This is a genomic window from Streptomyces sp. NPDC058308 (assembly GCF_042880275.1).
GTDB lineage: Bacteria > Actinomycetota > Actinomycetes > Streptomycetales > Streptomycetaceae > Streptomyces.
In genome coordinates, this window is sequence record NZ_JBHVZA010000013.1 from 211,064 (window position 1) to 233,613 (window position 22,550).

21 protein-coding genes are annotated in these 22,550 nt (G+C 70.7%); 5 read left to right on the forward strand and 16 right to left on the reverse strand.

What is annotated here, in order from left to right:
* Nucleotides 1–61: 61 nt before the first annotated feature.
* The 9 genes from fbaA to clpB all read right to left on the reverse strand — a co-directional run bounded on the left by fbaA (nt 62) and on the right by clpB (nt 11,456).
* Complete coding sequence (gene fbaA / locus ACFVYL_RS19860) at nt 62–1,093, reverse strand: class II fructose-bisphosphate aldolase (protein ID WP_389717678.1); 1,032 nt, start codon at nt 1,091–1,093, stop codon at nt 62–64.
* A gap of 129 nt (nt 1,094–1,222) precedes the next feature.
* Nucleotides 1,223–1,774 (reverse strand): orotate phosphoribosyltransferase, encoded by a 552-nt coding sequence (pyrE, locus tag ACFVYL_RS19865; RefSeq protein WP_389717680.1) that lies wholly within the window; start codon nt 1,772–1,774, stop codon nt 1,223–1,225.
* Between the two features lie 10 nt (nt 1,775–1,784).
* Nucleotides 1,785–2,573, reverse strand: a complete 789-nt coding sequence (locus tag ACFVYL_RS19870; RefSeq protein WP_389717682.1) for an aldose 1-epimerase — start codon at nt 2,571–2,573, stop codon at nt 1,785–1,787.
* Between the two features lie 232 nt (nt 2,574–2,805).
* Complete coding sequence (locus ACFVYL_RS19875; protein ID WP_389717684.1) at nt 2,806–3,681, reverse strand: SRPBCC family protein; 876 nt, start codon at nt 3,679–3,681, stop codon at nt 2,806–2,808.
* Between the two features lie 59 nt (nt 3,682–3,740).
* Nucleotides 3,741–5,309 carry a polyamine aminopropyltransferase gene (locus tag ACFVYL_RS19880; protein ID WP_389717686.1) on the reverse strand — a complete coding sequence of 523 codons (1,569 nt, stop codon included), beginning with the start codon at nt 5,307–5,309 and terminating at the stop codon, nt 3,741–3,743.
* A gap of 78 nt (nt 5,310–5,387) precedes the next feature.
* Nucleotides 5,388–5,912 carry a DUF2617 family protein gene (locus ACFVYL_RS19885; protein ID WP_389717689.1) on the reverse strand — a complete coding sequence of 175 codons (525 nt, stop codon included), beginning with the start codon at nt 5,910–5,912 and terminating at the stop codon, nt 5,388–5,390.
* Between the two features lie 800 nt (nt 5,913–6,712).
* Nucleotides 6,713–7,924 carry an aminotransferase class I/II-fold pyridoxal phosphate-dependent enzyme gene (locus ACFVYL_RS19890; protein ID WP_389717691.1) on the reverse strand — a complete coding sequence of 404 codons (1,212 nt, stop codon included), beginning with the start codon at nt 7,922–7,924 and terminating at the stop codon, nt 6,713–6,715.
* Nucleotides 7,925–8,077: 153 nt separating this feature from the next.
* Entirely contained in the window at nt 8,078–8,620 is a 543-nt protein-coding gene (locus tag ACFVYL_RS19895) for a YbjN domain-containing protein (protein WP_389717694.1), read from the reverse strand.
* A 223-nt stretch (nt 8,621–8,843) separates the two neighbouring features.
* Nucleotides 8,844–11,456, reverse strand: coding sequence for an ATP-dependent chaperone ClpB (clpB, locus tag ACFVYL_RS19900; RefSeq protein ID WP_389717695.1), 2,613 nt, complete (start codon nt 11,454–11,456; stop codon nt 8,844–8,846).
* Nucleotides 11,457–11,651: 195 nt separating this feature from the next.
* On the opposite strand from clpB, the gene ACFVYL_RS19905 reads away from it, so the two are divergent.
* Nucleotides 11,652–12,092: a pyridoxamine 5'-phosphate oxidase family protein gene (locus ACFVYL_RS19905; RefSeq protein ID WP_389717698.1), complete on the forward strand. Its 441-nt coding sequence runs from the start codon at nt 11,652–11,654 to the stop codon at nt 12,090–12,092.
* Nucleotides 12,093–12,233: 141 nt separating this feature from the next.
* Here the strand turns inward: ACFVYL_RS19905 and ACFVYL_RS19910 are convergent, their stop codons facing one another.
* The gene (locus ACFVYL_RS19910; RefSeq protein WP_389717701.1) at nt 12,234–12,590 is read right to left on the reverse strand and encodes a hypothetical protein; all 357 of its coding nucleotides are present in this window, start codon (nt 12,588–12,590) and stop codon (nt 12,234–12,236) included.
* On the reverse strand, nt 12,587–12,751 hold the full coding sequence (locus ACFVYL_RS19915; RefSeq protein WP_389717704.1) for a hypothetical protein: 165 nt from the start codon (nt 12,749–12,751) through the stop codon (nt 12,587–12,589). Before ACFVYL_RS19915 ends, ACFVYL_RS19910 begins: the two co-directional genes overlap by 4 nt.
* A gap of 142 nt (nt 12,752–12,893) precedes the next feature.
* On the opposite strand from ACFVYL_RS19915, the gene ACFVYL_RS19920 reads away from it, so the two are divergent.
* The 3 genes from ACFVYL_RS19920 to ACFVYL_RS19930 all read left to right on the forward strand — a co-directional run bounded on the left by ACFVYL_RS19920 (nt 12,894) and on the right by ACFVYL_RS19930 (nt 16,011).
* Nucleotides 12,894–13,883 (forward strand): helix-turn-helix transcriptional regulator, encoded by a 990-nt coding sequence (locus ACFVYL_RS19920; RefSeq protein WP_389717706.1) that lies wholly within the window; start codon nt 12,894–12,896, stop codon nt 13,881–13,883.
* Nucleotides 13,880–14,872, forward strand: a complete 993-nt coding sequence (locus ACFVYL_RS19925) for a LuxR C-terminal-related transcriptional regulator (protein WP_389717707.1) — start codon at nt 13,880–13,882, stop codon at nt 14,870–14,872. Before ACFVYL_RS19920 ends, ACFVYL_RS19925 begins: the two co-directional genes overlap by 4 nt.
* 158 nt (nt 14,873–15,030) lie before the next feature.
* Nucleotides 15,031–16,011 carry a LuxR C-terminal-related transcriptional regulator gene (locus tag ACFVYL_RS19930; RefSeq protein WP_389717709.1) on the forward strand — a complete coding sequence of 327 codons (981 nt, stop codon included), beginning with the start codon at nt 15,031–15,033 and terminating at the stop codon, nt 16,009–16,011.
* A gap of 48 nt (nt 16,012–16,059) precedes the next feature.
* On the opposite strand, the gene ACFVYL_RS19935 is transcribed toward ACFVYL_RS19930, so the two are convergent.
* From ACFVYL_RS19935 to dnaK, 5 genes are all read right to left on the reverse strand, one after another.
* Entirely contained in the window at nt 16,060–16,560 is a 501-nt protein-coding gene (locus tag ACFVYL_RS19935) for a hypothetical protein (RefSeq protein WP_389717751.1), read from the reverse strand.
* 107 nt (nt 16,561–16,667) lie between these two features.
* Nucleotides 16,668–17,132, reverse strand: a complete 465-nt coding sequence (locus tag ACFVYL_RS19940; RefSeq protein ID WP_389717712.1) for a heat shock protein transcriptional repressor HspR — start codon at nt 17,130–17,132, stop codon at nt 16,668–16,670.
* Nucleotide 17,133: 1 nt separating this feature from the next.
* A complete protein-coding gene (gene dnaJ / locus ACFVYL_RS19945; protein ID WP_389717714.1) occupies nt 17,134–18,324 on the reverse strand; it encodes a molecular chaperone DnaJ in 1,191 nt (396 codons plus the stop codon).
* Between the two features lie 42 nt (nt 18,325–18,366).
* The gene (gene grpE, locus ACFVYL_RS19950; protein ID WP_389717716.1) at nt 18,367–19,071 is read right to left on the reverse strand and encodes a nucleotide exchange factor GrpE; all 705 of its coding nucleotides are present in this window, start codon (nt 19,069–19,071) and stop codon (nt 18,367–18,369) included.
* Nucleotides 19,071–20,927 carry a molecular chaperone DnaK gene (gene dnaK, locus ACFVYL_RS19955; protein ID WP_389717718.1) on the reverse strand — a complete coding sequence of 619 codons (1,857 nt, stop codon included), beginning with the start codon at nt 20,925–20,927 and terminating at the stop codon, nt 19,071–19,073. Before dnaK ends, grpE begins: the two co-directional genes overlap by 1 nt.
* A 316-nt stretch (nt 20,928–21,243) precedes the next feature.
* On the opposite strand from dnaK, the gene ACFVYL_RS19960 reads away from it, so the two are divergent.
* Nucleotides 21,244–22,550: 4Fe-4S dicluster domain-containing protein (locus ACFVYL_RS19960; protein WP_389717720.1), on the forward strand; the 1,307-nt coding region annotated here is incomplete at its 3' end.

A 22,550-nucleotide genomic window follows, 5' to 3' on the forward strand; every position in this document is an offset into this window, starting at 1 on the left:
ATGTGCGGACGGGCCCGGCACCCAGGGAAGGGTGCCGGGCCCGCCGGGGACGCGAGGGTGCCTACTTCAGCTTCGTGCCCGTGGAGCGCAGGTTCGCGCACGCCTCGGTGACGCGCGTGGCCATGCCCGCCTCGGCGGCCTTGCCCCAGGTGCGCGGGTCGTACGTCTTCTTCGAGCCGACCTCGCCGTCGACCTTCAGGACGCCGTCGTAGTTCTTGAACATGTGGTCCGCGACGGGACGCGTGAAGGCGTACTGCGTGTCCGTGTCGAGGTTCATCTTCACGACGCCGTTCTCCAGGGCGGTCGCGATCTCCTCGGCGGTCGATCCGGAGCCGCCGTGGAACACGAAGTCGAAGGGCTGCGCGCCGGCCGGCTTGCCGTACTTCGCGGCGACGCCTTCCTGGAGGTCCTTGAGGAGCTCGGGACGCAGGACGACGTTGCCCGGCTTGTAGACGCCGTGGACGTTGCCGAAGGACGCGGCGAGCAGGTAGCGGCCCTTGTCGCCGAGGCCCAGGGCCTCGGCGGTGCGCAGCGCGTCGTCGACGGTCGTGTACAGCTCGTCGTTGATCTCGTGCGTGACGCCGTCCTCCTCGCCACCGGTCGGGGTGATCTCGACCTCAAGGATGATCTTCGCGGCGGCGGCCTTCGCGAGCAGCTCCTGGCCGATGGCCAGGTTGTCGGCGAGGGTCTCGGCGGAGCCGTCCCACATGTGCGACTGGAACAGCGGGTCGCGGCCGGCCTTGACGCGCTCGGCGGAGACGTCGAGCAGCGGACGGACGTACGTGTCCAGCTTGTCCTTGGGGCAGTGGTCGGTGTGCAGCGCGACGGTGATGCCGTACTTCGCGGCGACGATGTGCGCGAACTCGGCGAGGGCCACGGCACCCGTCACCATGTCCTTGTTGTGCTGGCCGCCCAGGAACTCCGCACCACCGGTGGAGATCTGGATGATGCCGTCGCTCTCGGCCTCCGCGAAGCCGCGCAGGGCCGCGTGCAGGGTCTGCGAGGAGGTCACGTTGATGGCCGGGTAGGCGAACTTGCCTGCCTTCGCCCGGTCGAGCATCTCGGCGTAGACCTCGGGAGTTGCGATGGGCATGTGTCCGCTCCTTGTGATGTGCGGGTGTGTGCTTGGCCCTGACCTAAGGGGGCGACGTCATCGTCGCCCCCATCTTTCCAGACGAGCCGGGCAGCTCCTGCCGGTCGCGGCTCGGCGGGACCAAAGTCCTCAGTCGGCCAGTCCGAGGTCGTCCTTGGAGTACGCGAAGAGGTACGGCACGCCCGCGCCCTCGGTGATCTTCTCGCCCGCGCCGGTGGCCCGGTCCACGATCGTGGCGACGCCGACGACCTCGGCGCCCGCCTCGCGGACGGCCTCGACGGCGGTCAGCGGGGAGCCGCCGGTGGTGGAGGTGTCCTCGACGACCAGGACGCGGCGGCCCTTGATGTCCGGGCCCTCGACGCGGCGCTGCATGCCGTGCGCCTTGGCGGCCTTGCGGACGACGAAGGCGTCCAGGCGCTTGCCGCGCGCGGCGGACGCGTGCAGCATCGCGCCCGCGACGGGGTCGGCGCCCATGGTCAGGCCGCCCACGGCGTCGAAGTCGAGGTCCTCGGTGAGGTCGAGCAGGACCTGGCCGACCAGCGGGGCGGCCTCGCCGTCGAGGGTGATCCGGCGGAGGTCGATGTAGTAGTCGGCCTCCAGGCCGGAGGAGAGCGTCACCTTGCCGTGCACGACGGCCTTGTCCTTGATCTGCTGCAGCAGCTCGCCGCGTACGTCAGTCATGCCCTAGAGCTTAAAGCCGCCGCCAGGTCCAGGTCGTCGCCGTCTCCAGCGGCTCGATGGGGGTGACCAGGCGCGGGTCGGTGTTGAGCCCGTTGGGCGGCCCGGTCTGCGGCTCCACGCACACCGCGGCCTCCTGCTCGTCGTAGACGACGACCCACTGCTCGCGGCTCCTGACGTTCACCTCGAACTGTCCGGGCCAGGTCAGCGTCACGTCCACCCCGTCGGGCATGCCGAAGCAGTCGTCCCAGGGGCCGGGGAGCGGGTCGATCCGGCGGCCGGTGGGCAGGTGGTCGTCGCCGCGCTCCTCCTGCCAGGCGGGGGAGAAGCCGATGCGGACGTCCTGGCCGCCGAGGTTGCGGTGGAACCACGGGTGCCAGCCGGCCTGCGCGGGGAAGGAGCCGCCGCGCGACTCGATGCCGAGGCGCAGCGTCAGCGCCTCCTCGGTGAGCTCCACGATCTGGGTGACGCGCCCCGCGTAGGGCCAGGGGTCGGTCAGGTCGTACGTGAAGACCGCCTCGCTCCCGCCGGTGCGGGCCGTGCGCCACGCGGCGTCGCGGCCGAAGCCGTGGATGGCGTGCGGCGGGGAGTTCAGCGGCATCCGGTGGACCGTCGCACCGTCCTGGAACCGGCCGTTCTCGATGCGGCCGCACCACGGCACCATCGGGAAGCAGCCGTAGCGCTCCCCCTGCCTGAGCAGCTCGACACCGTCGATGCGCAGACTTCCGATGCGGCAGCCGTTGCCCGGCTGGACGGTCACTTCCGCGTCGCCCGCGGTCAGGGTCACGTTTTCGGTACTCACGGAGCCGACCCTACGGCGTGCCGGGCGGGTCCCGGGTCAGAGCCTGTGTCATATCCCCGGTCGGATCAGCGGGCGTCGTCTGGTGCGTGCGATCGCAAGGCGCCGGGAAGTCCTCGATGGGGGTCCCCCCGGGCCCTTAAGGCCTGGGGGAGGAGCTACTAGGGCTTTTCGGCAACGCGGCGAGCGTGCGTGCCAGACGACGGCCGCCCGGCCGGGGATATGACACAGGCTCTCAGCGGCGGCGGCGCAGGGCCCTGCCGACGACGATGGCCGAGGCCAGGGCGAGGGCGGCGGCGGGCGCGGCCCAGCGGAGTGTGGCACCGGCGGTGAGGGACTCGGGGGCGGGCGCGGGCGCGTACCGGCCGCGGGGCGGGGCGTGGTCGACCTCCTCGGCGGAGCGGCCGATCATGGTGCGGCGCGCGTGGGCGGCCTCGGCGGGCGGTACGTCGATGGTCTCGACGTCGGCCGCGTCGTCGGCGTCGTCCGGGTCGCGCACGTCGCTCGCGTCGTCGACGACGATGTCGTCGAGATCGCCCAGGTCATCGGCGTCGTCGACGTCGTCCTCCGCGTCGAGGCCGTCGCTCAGCGGGTCGAGGGAGGGCGGCGGCACCTCGGTCTCGAACACGGTGACGGTGTGCGTCCCGGCCGCGGCGTCGGGCACCGTGTCGGGCGGCGCCACCGACCCGAGCCCCTCGGCGAACCGTTCGAGCAGCCGGTGCACCACGGATTCCACAGCCTGTGGAGAACCTTCGGTGATCCGCCCGTCGGCGACGGCGGTGCCGCCGAACGTGAGGGTCGTCCCCCCGACGGCCGGCGCGAGCCGCACGGTCAGCGTGAGCTGCACGGCCCCGGAGCCGCGCACCTCGGCTCCCTCGGCCTCGATCGCGTACGTACCGTCGCCGCGGGCCGCGGTCCGCGCCGTCCCGCGGTACGTGATGGTGTGCCCGCCCTGGCCCCCGACGCGCACCCTGAGGCGCCCGGAGAGCGGGCCCGCCGTCTCCTCCGCGTCGCGCTGCAGCCCGGGGACCGCCCCTGCGACCCGCTCGGGGTCGGCCAGGACCTGCCGGAGCCGCTCTGCCGAAACCGGAACGAACACCTCATGCTCCATGGCAGTCGAGCCTACCCACGAGGCCGCCACTTGTACGACTGTTCGTCAAGTGTTGTACGTCAGTTCGCGTAACGCGGATGCACAAGGGTGGACGGCGCGAGCCCCGGCTGCCGGGTCCGCTCGGCCGCGGCGGCACCGGCCCGCACCACCGCGGAGCCGGCCGCCCGCAGCAGCACGGGCTCGGTCCGCGCGGCGAGCACGAAGCCCCAGTCGCGCACCGCGCGGGCGCCCTGCGCCGTCCGGTCGGGCCCGGCGGCGAACCCGGAACGGCGGCCGCCCACGCGGTACGGCACGGTCCGCAGCCCCGCCGAACGCAGCGTCGCCTCCACCGTCCAGAAGGTGCGGGGCCGGGCCACCAGCGGGCCCGCGTGCACGGCGAGGCGGCCGGAGCCGGCGAGGACGCGGGTGGCGAGGCCGTAGAACTCCTGGGAGTACAGCTTCGTGCTGACGGTGATGCCCGGATCCGGCAGGTCGGAGATCACCACGTCGTACCGCGCGCGGGCGGAGCGCAGCCAGCGGAAGGCGTCGGCGTTCACCACATGGACCCGCGGGTCGCGGTACGCGTGGCCGTTGAGCTCGCTCAGCGCCCGGTCGTGCCGCGCCAGGCCGACCACGACCGCGTCCAGCTCGACGATGTCGACGCGGCGCACCCCGCGGTGGCGCAGGATCTCGCGTGCCGCGAGGCCGTCGCCGCCGCCGAGGACCAGGACGCGGGCGTGCGGTCCGCGCATCGCGGGCGCCACCAGGCCCCGGTGGTAGCGCCGCTCGTCGCGTCCGCTGATGCGCAGGCGTCCGTCGAGGAAGAGGTCCAGGGTGCCGTGCCGCCCGCCGGTCAGGACGACTTCCTGGACGTCGGTCTGGACGGCGACCCGGACGTCCGCGCCGTACACCGCGCGCCGGGCGGCCCGCTCGAAGTCGTCGACGAGCACGGCGGCGGAGGCGAGCAGGGAGAGCACGAGGACGTTCACGGTGAGCAGCGCCCAGCGGCCGCGGACGCTGAGGTCGCGCCGGAACAGGCCGAGCACGAGCGCGCCGCCCGCGAAGGCGTTGACCGCGCCGGTGAACAGGGCGCCCGTCAGCTGCCCGAACAGCGGCAGGAGCAGGAAGGGGAAGGCGAGCCCGCCCACCAGGGCGCCCACGTAGTCGGCGGCGAAGAGGTCGGCGACGGCGCCGCTGGCGTCCTGGCGCCGGATGCGCTGGATGAGCACCATCAGGAGCGGCACCTCGGCGCCGATGAGGATGCCGATGGCGAGGGAGAACGCGACGAGCAGGAACCGCGATCCGTCCGCCCACACCTCTCCCCGCTCGCCGGTCCACGCGAACGCCGCGTACAACGCCATGGCGCTGCACCCGCCGACCAGCGCGAGCGCCGACTCGACGAGGCCGAACCAGGCGGAGGCGCGGCACCGCAGCCGCTTGGCGAGCAGCGAGCCGATGCCCATGGCGAAGACCATCACGGAGAGCACGACGGATGCCTGGGTGACGGAGTCGCCGATCAAGTACGACGCGAGGGCGACCAGTTCGAGTTCGTAGACGAGTCCGCAGGCAGCACAGACGAACACGCCCGCGAGAACGAGGGACCGTCCTGTCCGGGCAGAGACCGGCAACCGCACCGAGGACTCGAGCACCCTGGCACGCTACGTCACCGCGCACTCACTCCGGTTCCCCCACATGGGTGCAACTCCCGTTCTACGCATCCCTCTCCCTCACAGCGGCACCGGCGTCGGCATGCGCACGCCCACCCGGGTCCGTGTCGCCACCAGCTGGCCGTCCTGCGGGTACGCGTGCCACGTACGCCACATCAGCGCCCCTTCGTGACGCTGCGCGAGGAGGGCGGTGAAGGCGTGCGGGCTGCCGGGGAACACGCCGGCCAGGCCGTGCGGGTGCTCGGCGACCAGGGCGAGCAACTCCTGCGCCCGGCCGGCGAACTGGCCCCGCGACAGCGTCTCCACGCGCGCGGCGAATTCGTACTCCCATTCGCCGACGCGCTTGGAGACGCCGAGCGGGAGCGGGGTGCTGCTGCCGGGGATGCAGGCCACGGTCTCGGAACAGCCGCCCCGGTCCTCCTCCAGGAGAACCTGGTGTGAGGCGCCGAGCAGTCTCAACTGCATCTTTGTGCCGCCCAGTTCCAGTTCGAGGGTGGCGAGCGCGGGCAGCGGCTCGCGCCCCAGGGCCCAGGCGAGGTCCGCGGCGCGCGTGTCGGTGTACGCAGTGTTCAGGGTCGTGAGCATGGGTCGGCTCCGCTAACACTCAATGGAGGTGGGGCCGGCGCACCCGGATCGGTCACCGGGAGGTCGGGATGCCGGCTCGTGCCCACGAGGACGTCATCTGACGGGTATCCAGAACGCTTTCTGCGAAACCTGCGACGTACGTCCTTGGGCGGTGCTGACGTTCAAGAGGGAATCATGGTCGGCGACGCTGCTACTGCGTTTTTACCCAACTTCGTAGGGTTTCCATCCCCATGAGGGCCGCACAGTTCAACTGTTCACTACGTCAACCACGGCACGGCTCCCGAGCACGCCCCCGTCGCACGACGCCCCGCACGGCGAAGCGCCCGGCGGGAATCGTCCGCCCCCGCCGGGCGCCTCCGTGGAATCGGTGGACCAGCTGCCCCGTGTCAGCTGCCTCCGCCGCATCCGCCCCCGCCACCTCCGCACGAGGAGCCACTGCTCCCACAGGACGACCCGCCACCGCAGGAGTGCCCTCCGCCGCCGTGGTGCCCGCCACCGCCGTCGCCCCCGGCCCACCAACTGCCGCCCGACGCACCGGACGCGGTGCCCGAGCTCCACCGCGCACCCGTACGGCGGCGGCTGCTTCCCCCGAAGCTGAACACCGCGACCAAGGCGAACACGAACACCACGACGAAGACGAAAGCCACGACCATGGCCCTCACACTCCTTCCGTTCCCCCGAAGCAGGTCCCCCGTGGGCCGTGCTTCTTGCGTGACAGGGGGATGCCCGTGCCGAACCCGGCCCAAAGCAGAGTTGAGGAACTCCAGAGGTTCGGAGCCTGTCTTTGTAGCCCCGTCTGCTCAGCGCGCCGCGGCGAGCTGCTCCACCGCCTTGCGGATCGAGTCCTCGCGCTTGCAGATCGAGAAGCGGACCAGCCAGGCCGGGGCGCCGGGGGTCAGGTAGAACGCCGACGTCGGGATGGCCACGACGCCCGCGCGCCGCGGGAGTTCGCGGCAGAAGTCGATGCCGCTGTCGTAGCCCCACGGGCGCACGTCCGCCTGGAGGAAGTAACCGGCGTCGGCGCGGAAGGGGTGCAGGCCCGCCCCGGCCAGGCCGGCGCTCAGCACGTCGCGGTTGGCCCGCAGCGTGTCCCGTACGCCTGCCGCCCACTCCTCCACCGAGCCGAGCGCCCGGGCCAGTGCCTCCTGGTACGGCGTGCCCGAGGCGTAGGTGAGGAACTGCTTCGCGGAGCCGACCGCCGCGACGAGCGGGGCCGGGCCGCAGACCCAGCCGATCTTCCAGCCCGTCACATTGAAGGTCTTCCCGGCCGACGAGACGATCAGCGTCCGCTCGCGCATGCCCGGCAGCGTCGCGATCGGCACGTGCCGCGCGCCGTCCTCGAAGACGAGGTGTTCGTAGACCTCGTCCGTGACGACCGTCAGCGCGTGCTCGCGGCAGACGTCCGCGACCGCCGCCAGCTCCTCGGGCGTGAAGACCTTTCCCGTGGGGTTGTGCGGGGAGTTGAGCAGAAGCACCCGCGTACGGGGCGTCACGGCGGCCCTGAGCGCGTCGGCGTCGAGGACGAAGCCGTCGCCGTCGAGGACGAGGGGGACGCCCACGACACGGGCGCCGGCCAGGCGTGCGTCCGCCGCGTAGGCGTCGTAGCAGGGGTCGAAGGCGATGACCTCGTCCCCGGGGTCGCAGAGCGCGAGGAGGGCCGCCGCGAGCGCCTCCGTCGCGCCCGTGGTGACCAGGACCTCTCCGGTGGGCGCGTAGTCGAGCCCGTACCGCCGGAGCTGGTGGGCGGCGATCGCCTCGCGCAGGGCCGGGAAGCCGGCCGCGGGCGGGTACTGGTTGTTGCCGGAGCGCACGGCGTCCGCGACGTCCTGGAGGAGCGCGGGCGGGGCGGGCAGCTCCGGGACCCCCTGCCCGAGGTTCACGGCACCGGTGCGGCGCGCGAGCTCCGTCATCTCCGTGAAGATCGAGGTCCCCATGTCCCGCACGCGCGCGGCGGGGGCCCACTGCTCCGAGCCCACCTCGCCGCGGAAGCCCGCCGTCCCCACCGTGTCCATGCGTTCCCGCTTTCTCTCGTCCGCCGCCAAGAGGTCCGCCGCTCGCCCCGGGCGGATGCCGTGCTCACCAGGCTATGACGAGAGCCCGGTCCGGAAGCGCCCACCTGGTGGTGTGCGTTCCGGCCGGGCTCTTGCTCGCGTACCGGCGTGGCCTCAGGCCTCGCCGTCGCCGGGCTTCTCCTCGCCCTCGGCCGAGTCGACCTCGGACTCCAGGCCCAGCTGCTCGACGAGCCAGCGGTCGAACTCGATCGCGGCGCGCACCCAGCTGACCGTCGACGACACGAAGTGCTCCAGGGAGACACCGGTGCCGATCAGCATCTGGGCCTCGCCGATGAGGCGGACCGTGCCGTCGTCGTGCGTGTGGCTGTAGACCTTCGGCCACAGGGTGCGGCGGTTCCAGTCGTCGATCGACTCGAGGAGCTGCTGCTTGGTCTCGATCGTGTGCGGCCGGTCGTAGAACGTCCGCACCGAGAAGACCTGCTGGTCGTCCTCGCCGCGGAACATGAAGTACGTACGGAACTCCTCCCACGGCGCCGCGAGGTCACCCTCGTCGTCGACGACGTGCTTGAGCTCCATCTGGTCCAGGAGCTGCTTCACCAGGTCCTGGTCGGGGACGACGGGGCCCGCCGGTCCTGCGCCCTGCTGCGGTTCGGGCTGGCCCCCGAAATTCGGAATGGAGGACGGGTCGATGCTCACGTGCTGTGTCCCTTCGTATGGATGGGCCCATCCTCTCCCAGGAAGGGCCCCCGGGGGCAAGCCCGGCTCCGCACCCGGCCGGGTTTGTGCCGTTCGCCGACCGCGGACGGTCGATGGCTGCTCGCGCAGTTCCCCGCGCTCCTGACGGGCGCGCAGCGCCCTCCAGGGGGCGCGGGGAACTGCGCGAGGACGGACCACCCCCCGCAGACGGGGTGCCGTACCGCTACAGGGACTTGCCCGTAGGGGCCGACGCGGGGCCCACGATGAGGCCGTCCGCGACCCGGTCCACCCGGACCACGTCCCCGTCCTTCACCTCACCCGCCAGGATCTCCTTGGCGAGCCGGTCGCCGATGGACGTCTGGATGAGGCGGCGCAGCGGGCGCGCGCCGTACGCCGGGTCGTTGCCCTCGTCCGCCAGCCAGGCCAGCGCCTCGGGGGTGACGTCCAGCGTGAGACGCCGGTCGGCGAGCCGCTTGGCGAGGCGGTTGATCTGCAGTTCGGCGATGTGCGCCAGCTCGTCCCTGCTGAGCGCGGAGAAGACGACGAGGTCGTCGAGCCGGTTGAGGAACTCGGGCTTGAAGGAGGCCCGCACGACCTCAAGGACCTGCTGCTTCTTCTCCTCCTCGCTGGTCAGCGGCTCCACGAGGTACTGACTGCCGAGGTTGGACGTGAGGACCAGGATGGTGTTGCGGAAGTCGACCGTCCGGCCCTGTCCGTCGGTCAGCCGTCCGTCGTCGAGCACCTGGAGCAGGATGTCGAAGACCTCGGGGTGCGCCTTCTCGACCTCGTCGAGGAGCACGACGCTGTACGGGCGCCGCCGCACGGCCTCGGTCAGCTGTCCGCCCTCTTCGTAGCCGACGTATCCCGGCGGGGCGCCGACGAGCCGCGCCACGCTGTGCTTCTCGCCGTACTCGCTCATGTCGATGCGGACCATGGCCCGCTCGTCGTCGAAGAGGAAGTCCGCGAGGGCCTTGGCCAGCTCGGTCTTGCCGACACCGGTCGGGCCGAGGAAGAGGAAGGAACCGGTGGGCCGGTCGGGGTCGGCGATGCCCGCGCGGGTGCGCCGCACCGCGTCGGACACCGCGCGCACGGCCTCGGTCTGGCCGATGAGGCGGCGGCCGAGCTCGTCCTCCATGCGCAGCAGCTTCTGCGTCTCGCCTTCGAGGAGGCGTCCTGCGGGGATGCCGGTCCAGGATCCGACGACGTCGGCGATGTCGTCGGGACCGACCTCCTCCTTCACCATGAGGTCCTTGGCCTGAACGGCCTCCTCCTCGGCCTCGGAGGCGACCTCCAGGTCGTGCTCCAGGCTGGGGATCTCGCCGTAGAGCAGCTTGGACGCGGTGTCGAAGTCGCCGTCGCGCTGGGCGCGTTCGGCCTGGCCGCGCAGCTCGTCGAGCTTCTCCTTCAGCTCACCGACGCGGTTGAGGGACTGCTTCTCCTTCTCCCAGCGTGCGGTGAGGCCGCGCAGCTCCTCCTCCTTGTCGGCGAGGTCGCGCCGCAGCTTCTCCAGGCGCTGCTTGCTGGCCGGATCCGTCTCCTTGCTGAGGGCGAGCTCCTCCATCTTCAGGCGGTCGACGGCACGCTGGAGCTCGTCGATCTCGACGGGCGAGGAGTCGATCTCCATGCGCAGCCGGGACGCGGCCTCGTCGACGAGGTCGATGGCCTTGTCGGGCAGGAAGCGGGAGGTGATGTACCGGTCGGAGAGGGTGGCGGCGGCGACGAGCGCGCTGTCGGCGATCTGGACCTTGTGGTGGGCCTCGTACCGCCCCTTGAGCCCGCGCAGGATGGCGATGGAGTCCTCGACGCTCGGCTCGGCGACGAGGACCTGCTGGAAGCGCCGCTCCAGGGCGGGGTCCTTCTCGATCCGCTCGCGGTACTCGTCGAGGGTGGTCGCGCCGACCATGCGCAGCTCACCGCGGGCGAGCATGGGCTTGAGCATGTTGCCCGCGTCCATGGCGGAGTCGCCGCCGGCGCCCGCGCCCACGACGGTGTGCAGCTCGTCGATGAACGTGATGATCTGCCCGTCGCTCCCCTTGATCTCGGAGAGGACGGTCTTCAGGCGCTCCTCGAACTCGCCGCGGTACTTCGCGCCCGCGACCATGGCGCCCAGGTCGAGGGAGACGAGCCGCTTGTTCTTCAGCGACTCCGGGACGTCGCCCTTCACGATGCGCTGGGCGAGCCCTTCGACGACGGCGGTCTTGCCGACGCCGGGCTCGCCGATGAGGACGGGGTTGTTCTTCGTACGCCGCGACAGGACCTGCACCACGCGCCGGATCTCCTGGTCACGCCCGATGACCGGGTCGAGCCTGCCCTCGCGGGCGGCGGCGGTGAAATCGGTGCCGAACTTCTCCAAGGCCTTGTACTGGCCCTCGGGGTCGGGTGTGGTCACCCGGCGCCCTCCCCTGGTCTTCTCGAAGGCGGCCAGCAGCTTCTTGCTGCCGGCTCCGTGCCGGTTGAGTACGTCCCCGGCCCTGCCGCCCTCGGCGGCGATGCCGATGAGCAGGTGCTCGGTGGACAGGTAGTCGTCGCCGAGCTCCTTCGCCCGCTTGGCGGCGTCCGCGACGACGCCCAGCATCTCGCGGTCGGGCTGGGGCGGCGCGACGGTGGACCCGGTCACGCTGGGCAGCCCCGCGAGGACCCGCTCGGTGTCCGCGCGCACGGCCGCCTGGTCGGCGCCGGCCGCGGCGAGCAGGTCGGTGATGTTCTCGTTGTCCTCCCCCTCAAGCAGCGCGAGCAGCAGATGCGCGGGGGTCAGATCGGGGTGGCCGTCCTGCACGGCGCGGCTGGTGGCCGCGTTGATCGCGTCCCGGCTCCTGTTGGTCAGCTCGGCGTCCACGTGCGCTTCTCCTCCTTACGGGGTCCAACCAAGTCGTACGGGCTACGGGTTCTACGGGTTCTACCGGGTCTACGGGTTCCCTCTACGGGTTCCACGCAGCTGCGCCCGTAACACTGACTATGCCAACGTACACAAAGTTGAGTCTATTCCACTCAAGGGAAGCGCGGGAAGTCCGGGCGGCTATGTTCCGTACCCATGGCCCCGAACCCTTCCCCCGCCGCCGCCCGGATAGATCCGCGCGACCCGCCCGAGCCCTACCTCAGCTTCTGGCGCGAGCGGCGCGTGTGCACCTTGACGACCCTGCGCCCGGACGGCACACCGCACGTGGTGCCCGTCGGCGTGACGTACGACCCGGCGGCGGGGGTCGCCCGGGTCCTCGCCCGCAGGACCAGCCGGAAGGTCCTGAACATCCTCGCGGCGGCGGGCCCGGACGGGCCCGGGGCGCGGGTGGCGGTCTGCCAGTTCGAGGGCCGGCGGTGGGCGACGCTGGAGGGGCGGGCGGTGATCAGGAGGGAACCGGCGGCGATCGAGGAAGCGGAGCTCCGCTACGAGGAGCGCTACGAGCGCAGGCCGTCACCCAACCCGGACCGCGTCCTGATCGAGATCACGCTGACCCGGGCGCTCGGCAAGGCGTAGCCCGCGGCCGGAACGGGCCGGGCCCACCACACCGGGCCCACCACACCGGGCACACCACAGCGGCGCCACCGTGTTCAGGTCCACGGTGGCGCCGCTGCTGGGGGAAGCGCCTGCGCGATTTAAAACGACGGGGGAATCGCGTCAGGCACTGCGGGGGGTGGCTGTGATGTTGTCCGAGGCGCTCGCGGCGCCCTGGTCGTGCTGGTCCTGGCCGCCGACCACCTGGTGGTCGCGCCGGTCGAGATTGACGAAGACCATCCCGTACCGGATGGCGCAGCGCACGGGCTGCGGCGCGCCACGGGGCCTGCGCAGGCACCGGTAGGCCCTGATCTCTTCCTCGTCGTCACGCGTGACGACGATCGGCTCGCCGAGCAGGGTCACCATCAACGAGTCGCCGCGGTGGGGGATCGCGGTCACGAGGTCGATGAAGTGCCAGCCGGAGCGGTAGGCGGTGGCCATTTCCCGGCGGAAGGTGCGGTCATCGGGAGGGGTGCTCACGCCTGGCCACCCTCCGGGAGCATGTCCCAGGACAGGTCCGGCCTCGCTGCGGAGACCGAGGTCCCCCCAGCCGGTCCGCTGTTCCAGGAGAGATCCAGGGTGGTCACCGTGCCCAGGCCCAGCCCGACGGAGAAGGTGGTGACAAGCACCGAGCGAAGCATGCGCTTAAACATGATCGGCTTCGTCCTCACTTGGTAGATTTCTCTCCCCCGGCTCTAGAGACGATGTCTCAATTGAGCACGTCAAAGCCACAGGGTCGATGCATCATGTTCCTGCACGTTCAGGACCCTGGGGGGTGGAGATTTGCTAACAACAGGCACCAAACCGACACATCCTCACCCCTCAACGCCGTTGTGTGACGAGGGCTCGCGGCTCTACGCCCATGCACTGGCCAATGGTCGCCTGGCCCGCTCCGAGGCCGAGAACACGCCCTGCCTCCTGGAATCCAGCCTGCTGCATCCCGACCCGGACGACGGCGGCTGGTTGCATCCGGTTTCTCCCGCCGCCGCGCTCGCCCAGCGCCTCAACCCCCTTGAGCGGGAGATCCGCGACCGGCGGAGACTCGCCGTGCAGCTCACAGACATTTTCGAGCCATTCATGGCCATCACCGCGCGGTCCGAGCCGACGAGCCCCTCGATCGCGGTTCTGGAGAACAGCCGGCACATCGATGCCGCCATCGAGCGGGCCACGGCCGAGTGCAGCTTCGAAATCCTCACCGCCCAGCCGGGCGGCGGCCGCAGCGAGGACTCGCTCACCGTCGCACTTCAGCGCGGACAGACGGTACTCGACCGCGGCATCACGATGCGCACGCTCTACCAGCACACCGTCCGCCACAGCCAGGGGACCCTGGCCTACGCGGCGCGCATGGCCAAGGGCAATGTCCAGATCAGAACCCTAGAGGAACTGATCGACCGACTGATGATCTTCGACCGCACCGTCGCTCTCATTCCCGCGCGCGAAGACCGCCAGGTCGCCCTGGAACTGCGCCACCCCGGGATCGTCGAGTACCTCGCCAAGGTCTTCGAGCACCAGTGGAGCAAGGCCACTCCCCTGATCGACGAGGTACCGTACGCGCCCTCGACCGACGGGATAACCGGCGTCCAGCGCTCCATCGCCAAACTTCTCATCGATGGCCACGTCGACGAGGCCATCGCCCGCCGCCTCGGCATGAACGTCCGCACCTGCCGCGCCCACATCGCCAAGATCGCCGCCGCCCTCGGCAGCGGCAGCCGCGCCCAGCTCGGCTACCTCATCGCCCAGTCGGGAATCCTCGACCAGGGCCACCCGAAGTGACCGCCGGGCCCCACCCCCACGGCCCCGACGAACTCTGCGAAGCCGGTTCCGCGCTCTACGCCCGCGCCCTGCGCGAGAACCGCGTGGCCCGTGCGGACGCCGAACCCTTGCCCTGTCTGGCCGCCCTCGGACTGCTGCACCCGGACGCCGACGACCCGCGGTGGCTCCTCCCGGCCCCGCCCGCGGTAGCCCTGCCCCGGCTGCTCGAAGGCATCCAGCAGCGCATCGCCGCGCGACGCCTCAGCGAGACCCGCCTCGCCACGGCGTTCGAGCCGCTCATGGAGTTGGCCCGCAGGTCGGTGCCGAGCTCCGCGCCCTGCGCCATCACCGTGCTGCGCGAACTGCCCGAGATCCAGGAGGCGGTGAGCCGCGCCCTGTCCGGGCCCGGCTCCGGCGCGGGACCCGGACAGGAGATGCTCTCCATCCAGCCCGGCGGGGTCCAGCCCCCGGTGATACTGGACCAGTTCCTGTCGGAGGTACGCGGCGTCCTCGCCAGAGGCGGCCGGCTGCGCACCCTCTACCAGCACGCGACGCGCCACTCCCTACCCGTCTTCGCGTACCACGAGACACTCGACGGCGACACCGAGGTCCGCACGCTGGCGGAGGTGCCCGAACGCCTCTTCGTGCTCGACCGGACCGTGGCCTTCATCCCCGCGGACAAGGACCACACCGCGGCACTGGAGATCCGTCACCCCGTCCTCATCGAGTACTTCGTGACGGCCTTCGAGCGCCTCTGGCGCCTCGCCGTCCCGCTGGATCCGCGCAGCGCCCCGCTCCCGGCGGGCAGCGGCGTCACCCCCCGCCAGCGCGACATCGCCCGCCTCCTCGTCGAGGGCTGCACCGACGCGGACATCGCCGAGCGCCTCGGCATGAACATCCGGACCGCCCGCATCCACATCGCCAAACTCGCCGCCACGCTCGGCAGCGGCAGCCGCGCCCAACTCGGCTATCTGATCGGCCGGTCGGGCATTCTCGGCCAAGATCGGTGACGGTGTTCTCCACGGGTCGGCGCGCACGGCACAGGCGCCCATCACCAGACGCGCAGAAGCCGCAGTCCAGAAGCAGACACTTCAACTACGGCATCCGGCCCGCCCCGTCCCCGCCTGCATAGAATCGCGACGCTTCAACCAGGCAGGAGGGGGCCCGCATGGCCACGGAGCACTCACCGCACGCCGTCGAAGAGCTCTGTACGGCAGGACTTTCCGTCTACAGCCGTGCCGTGCGCGAGGGCCGGATCCACCACAGCGAGACCGAACCGGCGCCCTGCCTCATGGAGCTCGGCCTCCTCCAGCCCGGCCTCGACGGCCTGCAGTGGCTGCAACCCACCGCCCCCGCCGTCGCCCTGCCCCGGCTCCTTCGCACCATGGAGGACCGCATCAGGGAGCAGCACTGTCACGAGGCCCGGCCCAGCGCCTCGTCCGAACCGTCCCGCCGCCTCGACGCACAGCCCGACTCGGGCCTCCGCGCGCCCACCATCACCGTCCTCGACGGCCTCGACCGCATCAACTCGGCCATAGACCGGGCCATGAACGACGTCACGGAGGAGTTCCTCGCGATCCAGCCCGGCGGCACCCGGCCCCCCGAGACCCTGGCCGAAGCCTTCCCCCGGGACCAGGCGATCCTGACCCGGGGCTGCCGCATGCGCACCCTCTACCAGCACACGACGCGCCATTCCCTGCCCGTACTCGCCTACTTCGAGCAACTGGACGGCGACACCGAGGCCCGCACTCTCGACGAGGTCACCGACCGGCTCTTCGTCTTCGACCGCACCGTGGCCTTCATACCGGCGAGCCGGGACCGCAGCGTCGCCCTCGAACTCCGCCACCCGGCCCTGGTGGAGTACTTCGCCACCACGTTCTGGCGGCTGTGGCGCCTGGCCACCCCCATGTGGCCGCAGGCCGCCCCCGAACCCTCCGAGAACGGCGTCACCACCCGCCAGCACGCCGTCGCCGGCCTCCTCGTCGAAGGCCTCACCGACGCGGAGATAGCCGACCGCCTCGGCATGAACATCCGCACCGCCCGCGTCCACATAGCCAAACTGGCCGCCACCCTGGGCAGCCGCAGCCGCGCCCAGCTCGGCTATCTCATCGACCGCTCGGGAATCCTGTCCCGCCAGCAGGACCACTGACGGGACCACTGGCAGGACCACTGGCAGGACCACTGAGGCACCCGCCCCTCAGACCCCCGCACCCCACTCCCGCAACAGCCTCTCCCGCTCCGCCGCCCGCGGCGACCCGCCCTCGTGGCGGCGGCCCCAGTCCGCCATCGCCGTCAGCGTGGTGATCAGGGTGCCCGCGCCTTCCGTGAGGCGGGAGAGCAGGGCGCGGGAGAGGTCGTACTCCGTTCGGGAGTAGCCGACCGCCGCCGCCGTGTACGCCGTCAGTTTCGTGTCGCCGTCGGGGGCCGCGAGCCGCACCGTCATCGTGGGGGCCTCGTCGCCGCCGCCGAGGCCGACCGTGAGGACCAGGTCGACCGCCGTGCTCACGTGCCGCCGCAGGGACTTCACCGGGACGTCGTCGACCGTCAGCGCGTGCACGTCCTCCCACGGCCACATGGCGGACTGGCCGTCACCCAGGGCCAGTACGCCCTCCGGGGTCAGCCGCACCCCGGGGGCGAGCCCGGCCGGCTTCGCGCCCACGTACACATCGCCCTCGGCGATCCAGAACAGCCCCACCATGGCCACGCTCGGCTCAACTCCCCCGGGTAGTTCCCATCAGACATCAAGGCAGGGCCGGGAGATCATCGCCTCCCGGCCCTGCCTCAGGGTACTGAATCCGCCGAAACCTACTGCTCGGTCGCCCGCTTGGGACGCCACACCACCAGCGCGCTCGCCTGCTGCACGTCCTGGTAGGGGACGAGGTCGCGACGGTACGAGGCGTGCACCGCCGCTTCACGCTGCTGCATGGCGCTGGCGGCGCCCTCCACGGCCGCGGTGAGCTCCGCGACGCGTGACTGGAGTGCGGTGACCTGGTTCTCCAGCTCGATGATGCGCTTGATGCCGGCCAGGTTGATGCCCTCCTCCTGCGACAACTGCTGCACGGTGCGCAGCAGTTCGATGTCGCGGGCGGAGTACCGCCGGCCCCGGCCCGCGGTGCGGTCCGGGGAGACGAGACCCAGGCGGTCGTACTGACGCAGGGTCTGCGGATGCAGGCCGGAGAGCTGGGCGGCCACCGAAATGACGTACACCGGTGTCTCGTCGGTGAGTTGGTACGCCCTGCCCAGTCCGGGCTGTCGACGACGGCCGTCCATCTCATGCTCCCTTCGCGGCCTGGAACAGTTCTGCCCGCGGGTCGTCGCCCGCAGTCGCCTTGCGGTAGGACTCCAGGGCCTCCTTCGCCTCGTCGCTCAACGACGTCGGAACGGCGACGTCCACCGTCACGAGCAGATCGCCCCGGGAGCCGTCCTTACGGACCGCGCCCTTTCCGCGGGCCCGCATCGTACGGCCGTTGGGCGTGCCGGCGGGCAGCTTCAGGGTGACGGGCGGGCCGCCCAGGGTGGGCACCTTCACCTCGCCGCCCAGCGCCGCCTCGGGGTACGAGACCGGCACCGTGACCGTGAGGTTGTCGCCCTTGCGGCCGAAGACCGGGTGGGCGTCGACATGCACGACCACGTACAGATCGCCGGCCGGACCGCCCCGCTCACCGGGCGCGCCCTTGCCGCGCAGGCGGATGCGCTGCCCGTCCGAGACACCGGCCGGGATCCGCACCTGCATCGTCCGGGACGACTTGGCGCGGCCGCTGCCGCCGCAGACCTCGCACGGGTCCTGGGCGATCAGCCCGCGGCCCTTGCAGTCCATGCACGGGTCGGTGAGGGAGAACCCGCCGCCCCCGCCCCGCGAGACCTGGCCCGTACCGACGCAGGTCGGGCACACGCGCGGTGTGCCGTTCTTGTCGCCGGTGCCGGAACACGCCTTGCAGGGCGCCTGGGAGGACATGCGCAGCGGCACCGTCGCGCCGTCCACCGCCTCCGTGAAACTCAGCGTGACCTCGGACTCGATGTCCTGGCCGCGCCTCGGCTGCGTACGCGTACCGGATCCGGCACCCGCGCCGCCGCGGTTGAACAGGCCCCCGAAGACGTCACCGAGACCGCCCCCGAAGCCGCCGGCCGCTCCACCGCCGCCCTGGGCGCCGCCTCCGAAGAGGTCGCCCAGGTCGAAGTTGAACGAGCCGCCGCCGGCTCCGGGACCCTGCCGGAATCCTCCGTTGCCGAAGAGGGCACGCGCTTCGTCGTACTCCTTGCGCTTCTTGGGGTCGCCGAGGATGTCGTTCGCCTCGGAGATCTCCTTGAAGCGCTCCTCCGCCTTGGTGTTGCCCTTGTTGGCGTCCGGGTGGTTCTCGCGGGCGAGCTTCCGGTACGCCTTCTTGATCTCGGCTTCGGTGGCGTCCTTGGGGACGCCGAGGACCTTGTAGTAGTCCTTCTCGATGAAGTCCTTGGTGCTCATCCTCGACGTACCCCCTTTCGGTACTCCCTCGTCAGTGCAACGTCAGCCCTCGTCCGGGCCACCGCTGTCCTTGTCCGTCGGCTCGGCCGGCTCGGCGGCGTCGCCCTCGGCCGTCTCGCCCTTGACCGTCTGCGCGCCGGGCTGCGGCTCGGCGACGGCCACCCGCGCGGGGCGGATGGTGCGCTCGCCGATGCGATACCCCGGCTGCAGGATCGCGACGCACGTCGTCTCGGTGACGTCCGGTGCGTAGCTGTGCATCAGGGCTTCGTGGATCGTCGGGTCGAAGGGCTCGCCCTCCTTGCCGAACTGCTGCAGCCCCAGCTTGGCGACGACGGTCTCTAGGGACTCGGCCACCGACTTGAAGCCGCCCACCAGCTCGCCGTGCTCACGGGCGCGGCCGATGTCGTCGAGGGTGGGGAGGAGCTCGGAGAGGAGGTTCGCCGAAGCGATCTCCTTCACCGTCACCTTGTCCCGCTCCACCCGACGGCGGTAGTTCTGGTACTCGGCCTGCAGCCGCTGGAGGTCCGCCGTGCGCTCGTCGAGCGCGGTGCGCACCTGGTCCAGCTGGGCGGTCAGGCCCACGTCCTGTGCGGACGTCTTGTTGCTTTCCGCGTCCCCGGCCGGGGCCGCCGCGCCCTCCTCGGTGGAGGGCTCGGCAGCCTTCGGCGCGGCGTCATCAGGGGTGGCGCCAGAGGGGACGTCGGGCTTCTCGGCGCTGTCGCCGAAACCCGGGGTCTCCTCGGTCATCAGGCAGCGCCGCCCTTCGCGTCACCGGGCTTCTCGTCGTCCACGATCTCGGCGTCGACGACGTCGTCGTCGGCCTTGGCCTCGGCGTCGGGACCGGGGGCGGCACCCTCGGCACCGGCGGCCTGGGCGTCGGCGTACATGGCCTGGCCCAGCTTCTGCGAGACGGCGGCGACCTTCTCGGTGGCGGTGCGGATCTCGGCCGTGTCCTCGCCCTTGAGCTTCTCCTTCAGCTCGCCGACGGCGGTCTCGACCTCGGTCTTCACGTCAGCCGGGACCTTGTCCTCGTTGTCCTTGAGGAACTTCTCCGTCTGGTAGACGAGCTGCTCGCCCTGGTTGCGGGACTCGGCGGCCTCGCGGCGGGCGTGGTCCTCGTCCGCGTACTTCTCGGCCTCTTCGCGCATCCGGTTGACCTCGTCCTTCGGCAGCGAGGAGCCACCGGTGACGGTCATCTTCTGCTCCTTGCCCGTGCCCAGGTCCTTCGCGGTCACGTGCATGATGCCGTTGGCGTCGATGTCGAAGGAGACCTCGATCTGCGGGACACCGCGCGGGGCCGGCGGCAGGCCCGTGAGCTCGAACATTCCGAGCTTCTTGTTGTACGCCGCGATCTCGCGCTCGCCCTGGTAGACCTGGATCTGGACGGACGGCTGGTTGTCCTCGGCCGTCGTGAAGATCTCGGAGCGCTTGGTCGGGATCGTGGTGTTGCGCTCGATGAGCTTGGTCATGATCCCTCCCTTGGTCTCGATGCCGAGGGACAGCGGGGTCACGTCGAGGAGCAGGACGTCCTTGACCTCGCCCTTGAGGACACCGGCCTGGAGCGAGGCGCCGATGGCGACGACCTCGTCCGGGTTCACACCCTTGTTGGCGTCCTTGCCGCCGGTGAGCTCCTTGACGAGCTCGGCGACGGCGGGCATGCGGGTGGAGCCACCGACGAGAACGACGTGGTCGATCTCGGAGAGCTGGATGCCCGCGTCCTTGATGACGTTGTGGAACGGCGTCTTGCAGCGCTCCAGGAGGTCGGACGTGAGCTGCTGGAACTGGGCGCGCGTGAGCTTCTCGTCCAGGTGCAGCGGGCCCTCGGCGGACGCCGTGATGTACGGCAGGTTGATCGTGGTCTCCGTGGAGGAGGACAGCTCGATCTTGGCCTTCTCGGCCGCCTCGCGCAGGCGCTGGAGCGCCATCTTGTCCTTGCCCAGGTCCACGCCGTGGCCGTTGTTGAACTGCTTGACCAGGTAGTCGACGACGCGCTGGTCCCAGTCGTCACCACCGAGGTGGTTGTCGCCGTTCGTGGCCTTCACCTCGACGACGCCGTCGCCGATCTCCAGGAGGGACACGTCGAAGGTGCCGCCACCGAGGTCGAAGACGAGGATCGTCTGGTCGTCCTTGTCGAGGCCGTACGCCAGCGCGGCGGCGGTCGGCTCGTTGACAATGCGCAGGACGTTCAGGCCCGCGATCTCACCGGCCTCCTTGGTGGCCTGGCGCTCGGAGTCGTTGAAGTACGCCGGGACGGTGATGACCGCGTCGGCCACCTTCTCGCCCAGGTACGACTCGGCGTCGCGCTTCAGCTTCTGCAGGATGAACGCCGAGATCTGCTGGGGGTTGAACCCCTTGTCGTCGATGTCCACCTTCCAGTCGGTGCCCATGTGGCGCTTGACCGACCGGATGGTCCTGTCGACGTTCGTGACCGCCTGGCGCTTGGCGACCTCGCCGACCAGCACCTCGCCGTTCTTCGCGAAGGCGACGACGGACGGCGTGGTCCTGGCACCCTCGGCGTTGGTGATGACGGTGGGCTCGCCGCCTTCGAGAACGCTGACGACGGAGTTAGTCGTGCCCAGGTCGATGCCGACCGCACGTGCCATTTCGGTTCCTCCAGAGGTACATCTTGAGTGGATCTGACTCAAGGATGCATGAGCGCTGCGCTGGCGTCAACAGAAGTGAGTCTGGGCCACTCAACTCTTATCCTGCACTTACGCGCAGGTAGGGCTTCCGCCTGCCGGTGCGCGGCTGCGGGTCGCAGGTGGCTGGGCGCGCAGTTCCCCGCGCCCCTTCGGGCGCGCCCGAGCGACGCGAATCGTCGGCTCGCTGACTACAGTGCGGCGGAGTAATGGGCAGTCCCGGACGGGCTGCATAAGTACCGCTTGGCATCACTTCGCCTCGCAGGCCCGAGGAGCCCCCATGCAACTCGCCGCGATCATCGTGTCGCTGGTTCTCATCGCGGTCGGCGTCGCGCTGTTCAGCCGTGCCATCGTGCAGATCTACCGGTTCGTCCGGCTCGGTCAGCCCGTGCCCGCCGGTCTCAGGACCGACAACCCCTGGCAGCGCGCCCTCACCGTGGTCAAGGAATTCCTCGGCCATACGCGCATGAACAAGTGGGGGATCGTCGGCTTCGCGCACTGGTTCGTGGCGGTGGGCTTCTTCACGCTGCTGCTGACGATCGTGAACGCCATCGGCCAGCTCTTCCGTGCCGACTGGCTCCTGCCCGTCCTCGGCGACTGGGCACCGTACAACGTCTTCGTCGAGTTCATCGGCACCATGACGGTCCTCGGCATTCTCACGCTGATCGTCATCCGCCAGCTGAACCGCCCCGACGAGCCGGGCCGCAAGTCCCGCTTCGCGGGCTCCAGGACGGACCAGGCGTACTTCGTCGAGGCCGTCATCCTCATCGTCGGCGTCTGCATCTTCACGCTGCACGCCCTGGAGGGCGCCCAGCACCACGTCGACGGCTACGAGGCCTCGTTCTTCATCTCGTACCCGTTCGTCTCCTGGTTCGCGGGGCTGGATCTCTCCACCCTGCAGAACCTCACGTACTTCTTCGCCGGACTGAAGATCGCCACCTCGTTCATCTGGATGATCGTGGTCGGTCTCAACACCGACATGGGCGTCGCCTGGCACCGCTTCCTCGCCTTCCCGAACATCTTCTTCAAGCGCGAGGCGGACGGCGGGGTGGCGCTCGGCGAGCTCCAGCCGATGACGTCCGGCGGTAAGCCGATCGACTGGGAGGACCCGGCCGAGGACGCCGTCTTCGGTGTCTCCCAGGTCGAGCAGTTCTCCTGGAAGGGCCTGCTGGACTTCTCCACCTGCACGGAGTGCGGGCGTTGTCAGTCGCAGTGCCCTGCCTGGAACACGGGCAAGCCGCTCTCCCCGAAGCTCCTGATCATGTCGCTGCGGGACCACGCGCATGCCAAGGCGCCCTATCTGCTGGCGGGTGGCGGCAAGACGATGGAGGGCGAGGAGAAGGCGAGTGCGGAGCAGCTCAAGGACGTGCCCGCCGCCGCGCTCGCCGAGGCCGAGCGCCCCCTCATCGGCACGGCCGAGGAGAACGGTGTCATCGACCCCGATGTCCTGTGGTCCTGCACCACCTGCGGCGCCTGCGTCGAGCAGTGCCCGGTCGACATCGAGCACATCGACCACATCGTCGACATGCGCCGCTACCAGGTCATGATCGAGTCCGCGTTCCCCTCCGAAGCGGGCACGATGCTCAA

Excerpts from the sequence above, each read along its gene's own strand:
- ACFVYL_RS19935 (WP_389717751.1), bottom strand. The coding sequence starts at position 16,560 with ATGGTGGGGCTGTTCTGGATCGCCGAGGGCGATGTGTACGTGGGCGCG.
- dnaJ (WP_389717714.1), bottom strand. The coding sequence starts at position 18,324 with ATGAGCACCAAGGACTTCATCGAGAAGGACTACTACAAGGTCCTCGGC.
- ACFVYL_RS19915 (WP_389717704.1), bottom strand. The coding sequence starts at position 12,751 with ATGCTTCGCTCGGTGCTTGTCACCACCTTCTCCGTCGGGCTGGGCCTG.
- ACFVYL_RS19890 (WP_389717691.1), bottom strand. The coding sequence starts at position 7,924 with ATGGACACGGTGGGGACGGCGGGCTTCCGCGGCGAGGTGGGCTCGGAG.
- ACFVYL_RS19905 (WP_389717698.1), top strand. The coding sequence starts at position 11,652 with ATGGCCCCGAACCCTTCCCCCGCCGCCGCCCGGATAGATCCGCGCGAC.
- ACFVYL_RS19940 (WP_389717712.1), bottom strand. The coding sequence starts at position 17,132 with ATGGACGGCCGTCGTCGACAGCCCGGACTGGGCAGGGCGTACCAACTC.
- dnaK (WP_389717718.1), bottom strand. The coding sequence starts at position 20,927 with ATGGCACGTGCGGTCGGCATCGACCTGGGCACGACTAACTCCGTCGTC.
- ACFVYL_RS19930 (WP_389717709.1), top strand. The coding sequence starts at position 15,031 with ATGGCCACGGAGCACTCACCGCACGCCGTCGAAGAGCTCTGTACGGCA.
- fbaA (WP_389717678.1), bottom strand. The coding sequence starts at position 1,093 with ATGCCCATCGCAACTCCCGAGGTCTACGCCGAGATGCTCGACCGGGCG.
- ACFVYL_RS19875 (WP_389717684.1), bottom strand. The coding sequence starts at position 3,681 with ATGGAGCATGAGGTGTTCGTTCCGGTTTCGGCAGAGCGGCTCCGGCAG.
- pyrE (WP_389717680.1), bottom strand. The coding sequence starts at position 1,774 with ATGACTGACGTACGCGGCGAGCTGCTGCAGCAGATCAAGGACAAGGCC.
- grpE (WP_389717716.1), bottom strand. The coding sequence starts at position 19,071 with ATGACCGAGGAGACCCCGGGTTTCGGCGACAGCGCCGAGAAGCCCGAC.
- ACFVYL_RS19885 (WP_389717689.1), bottom strand. The coding sequence starts at position 5,912 with ATGCTCACGACCCTGAACACTGCGTACACCGACACGCGCGCCGCGGAC.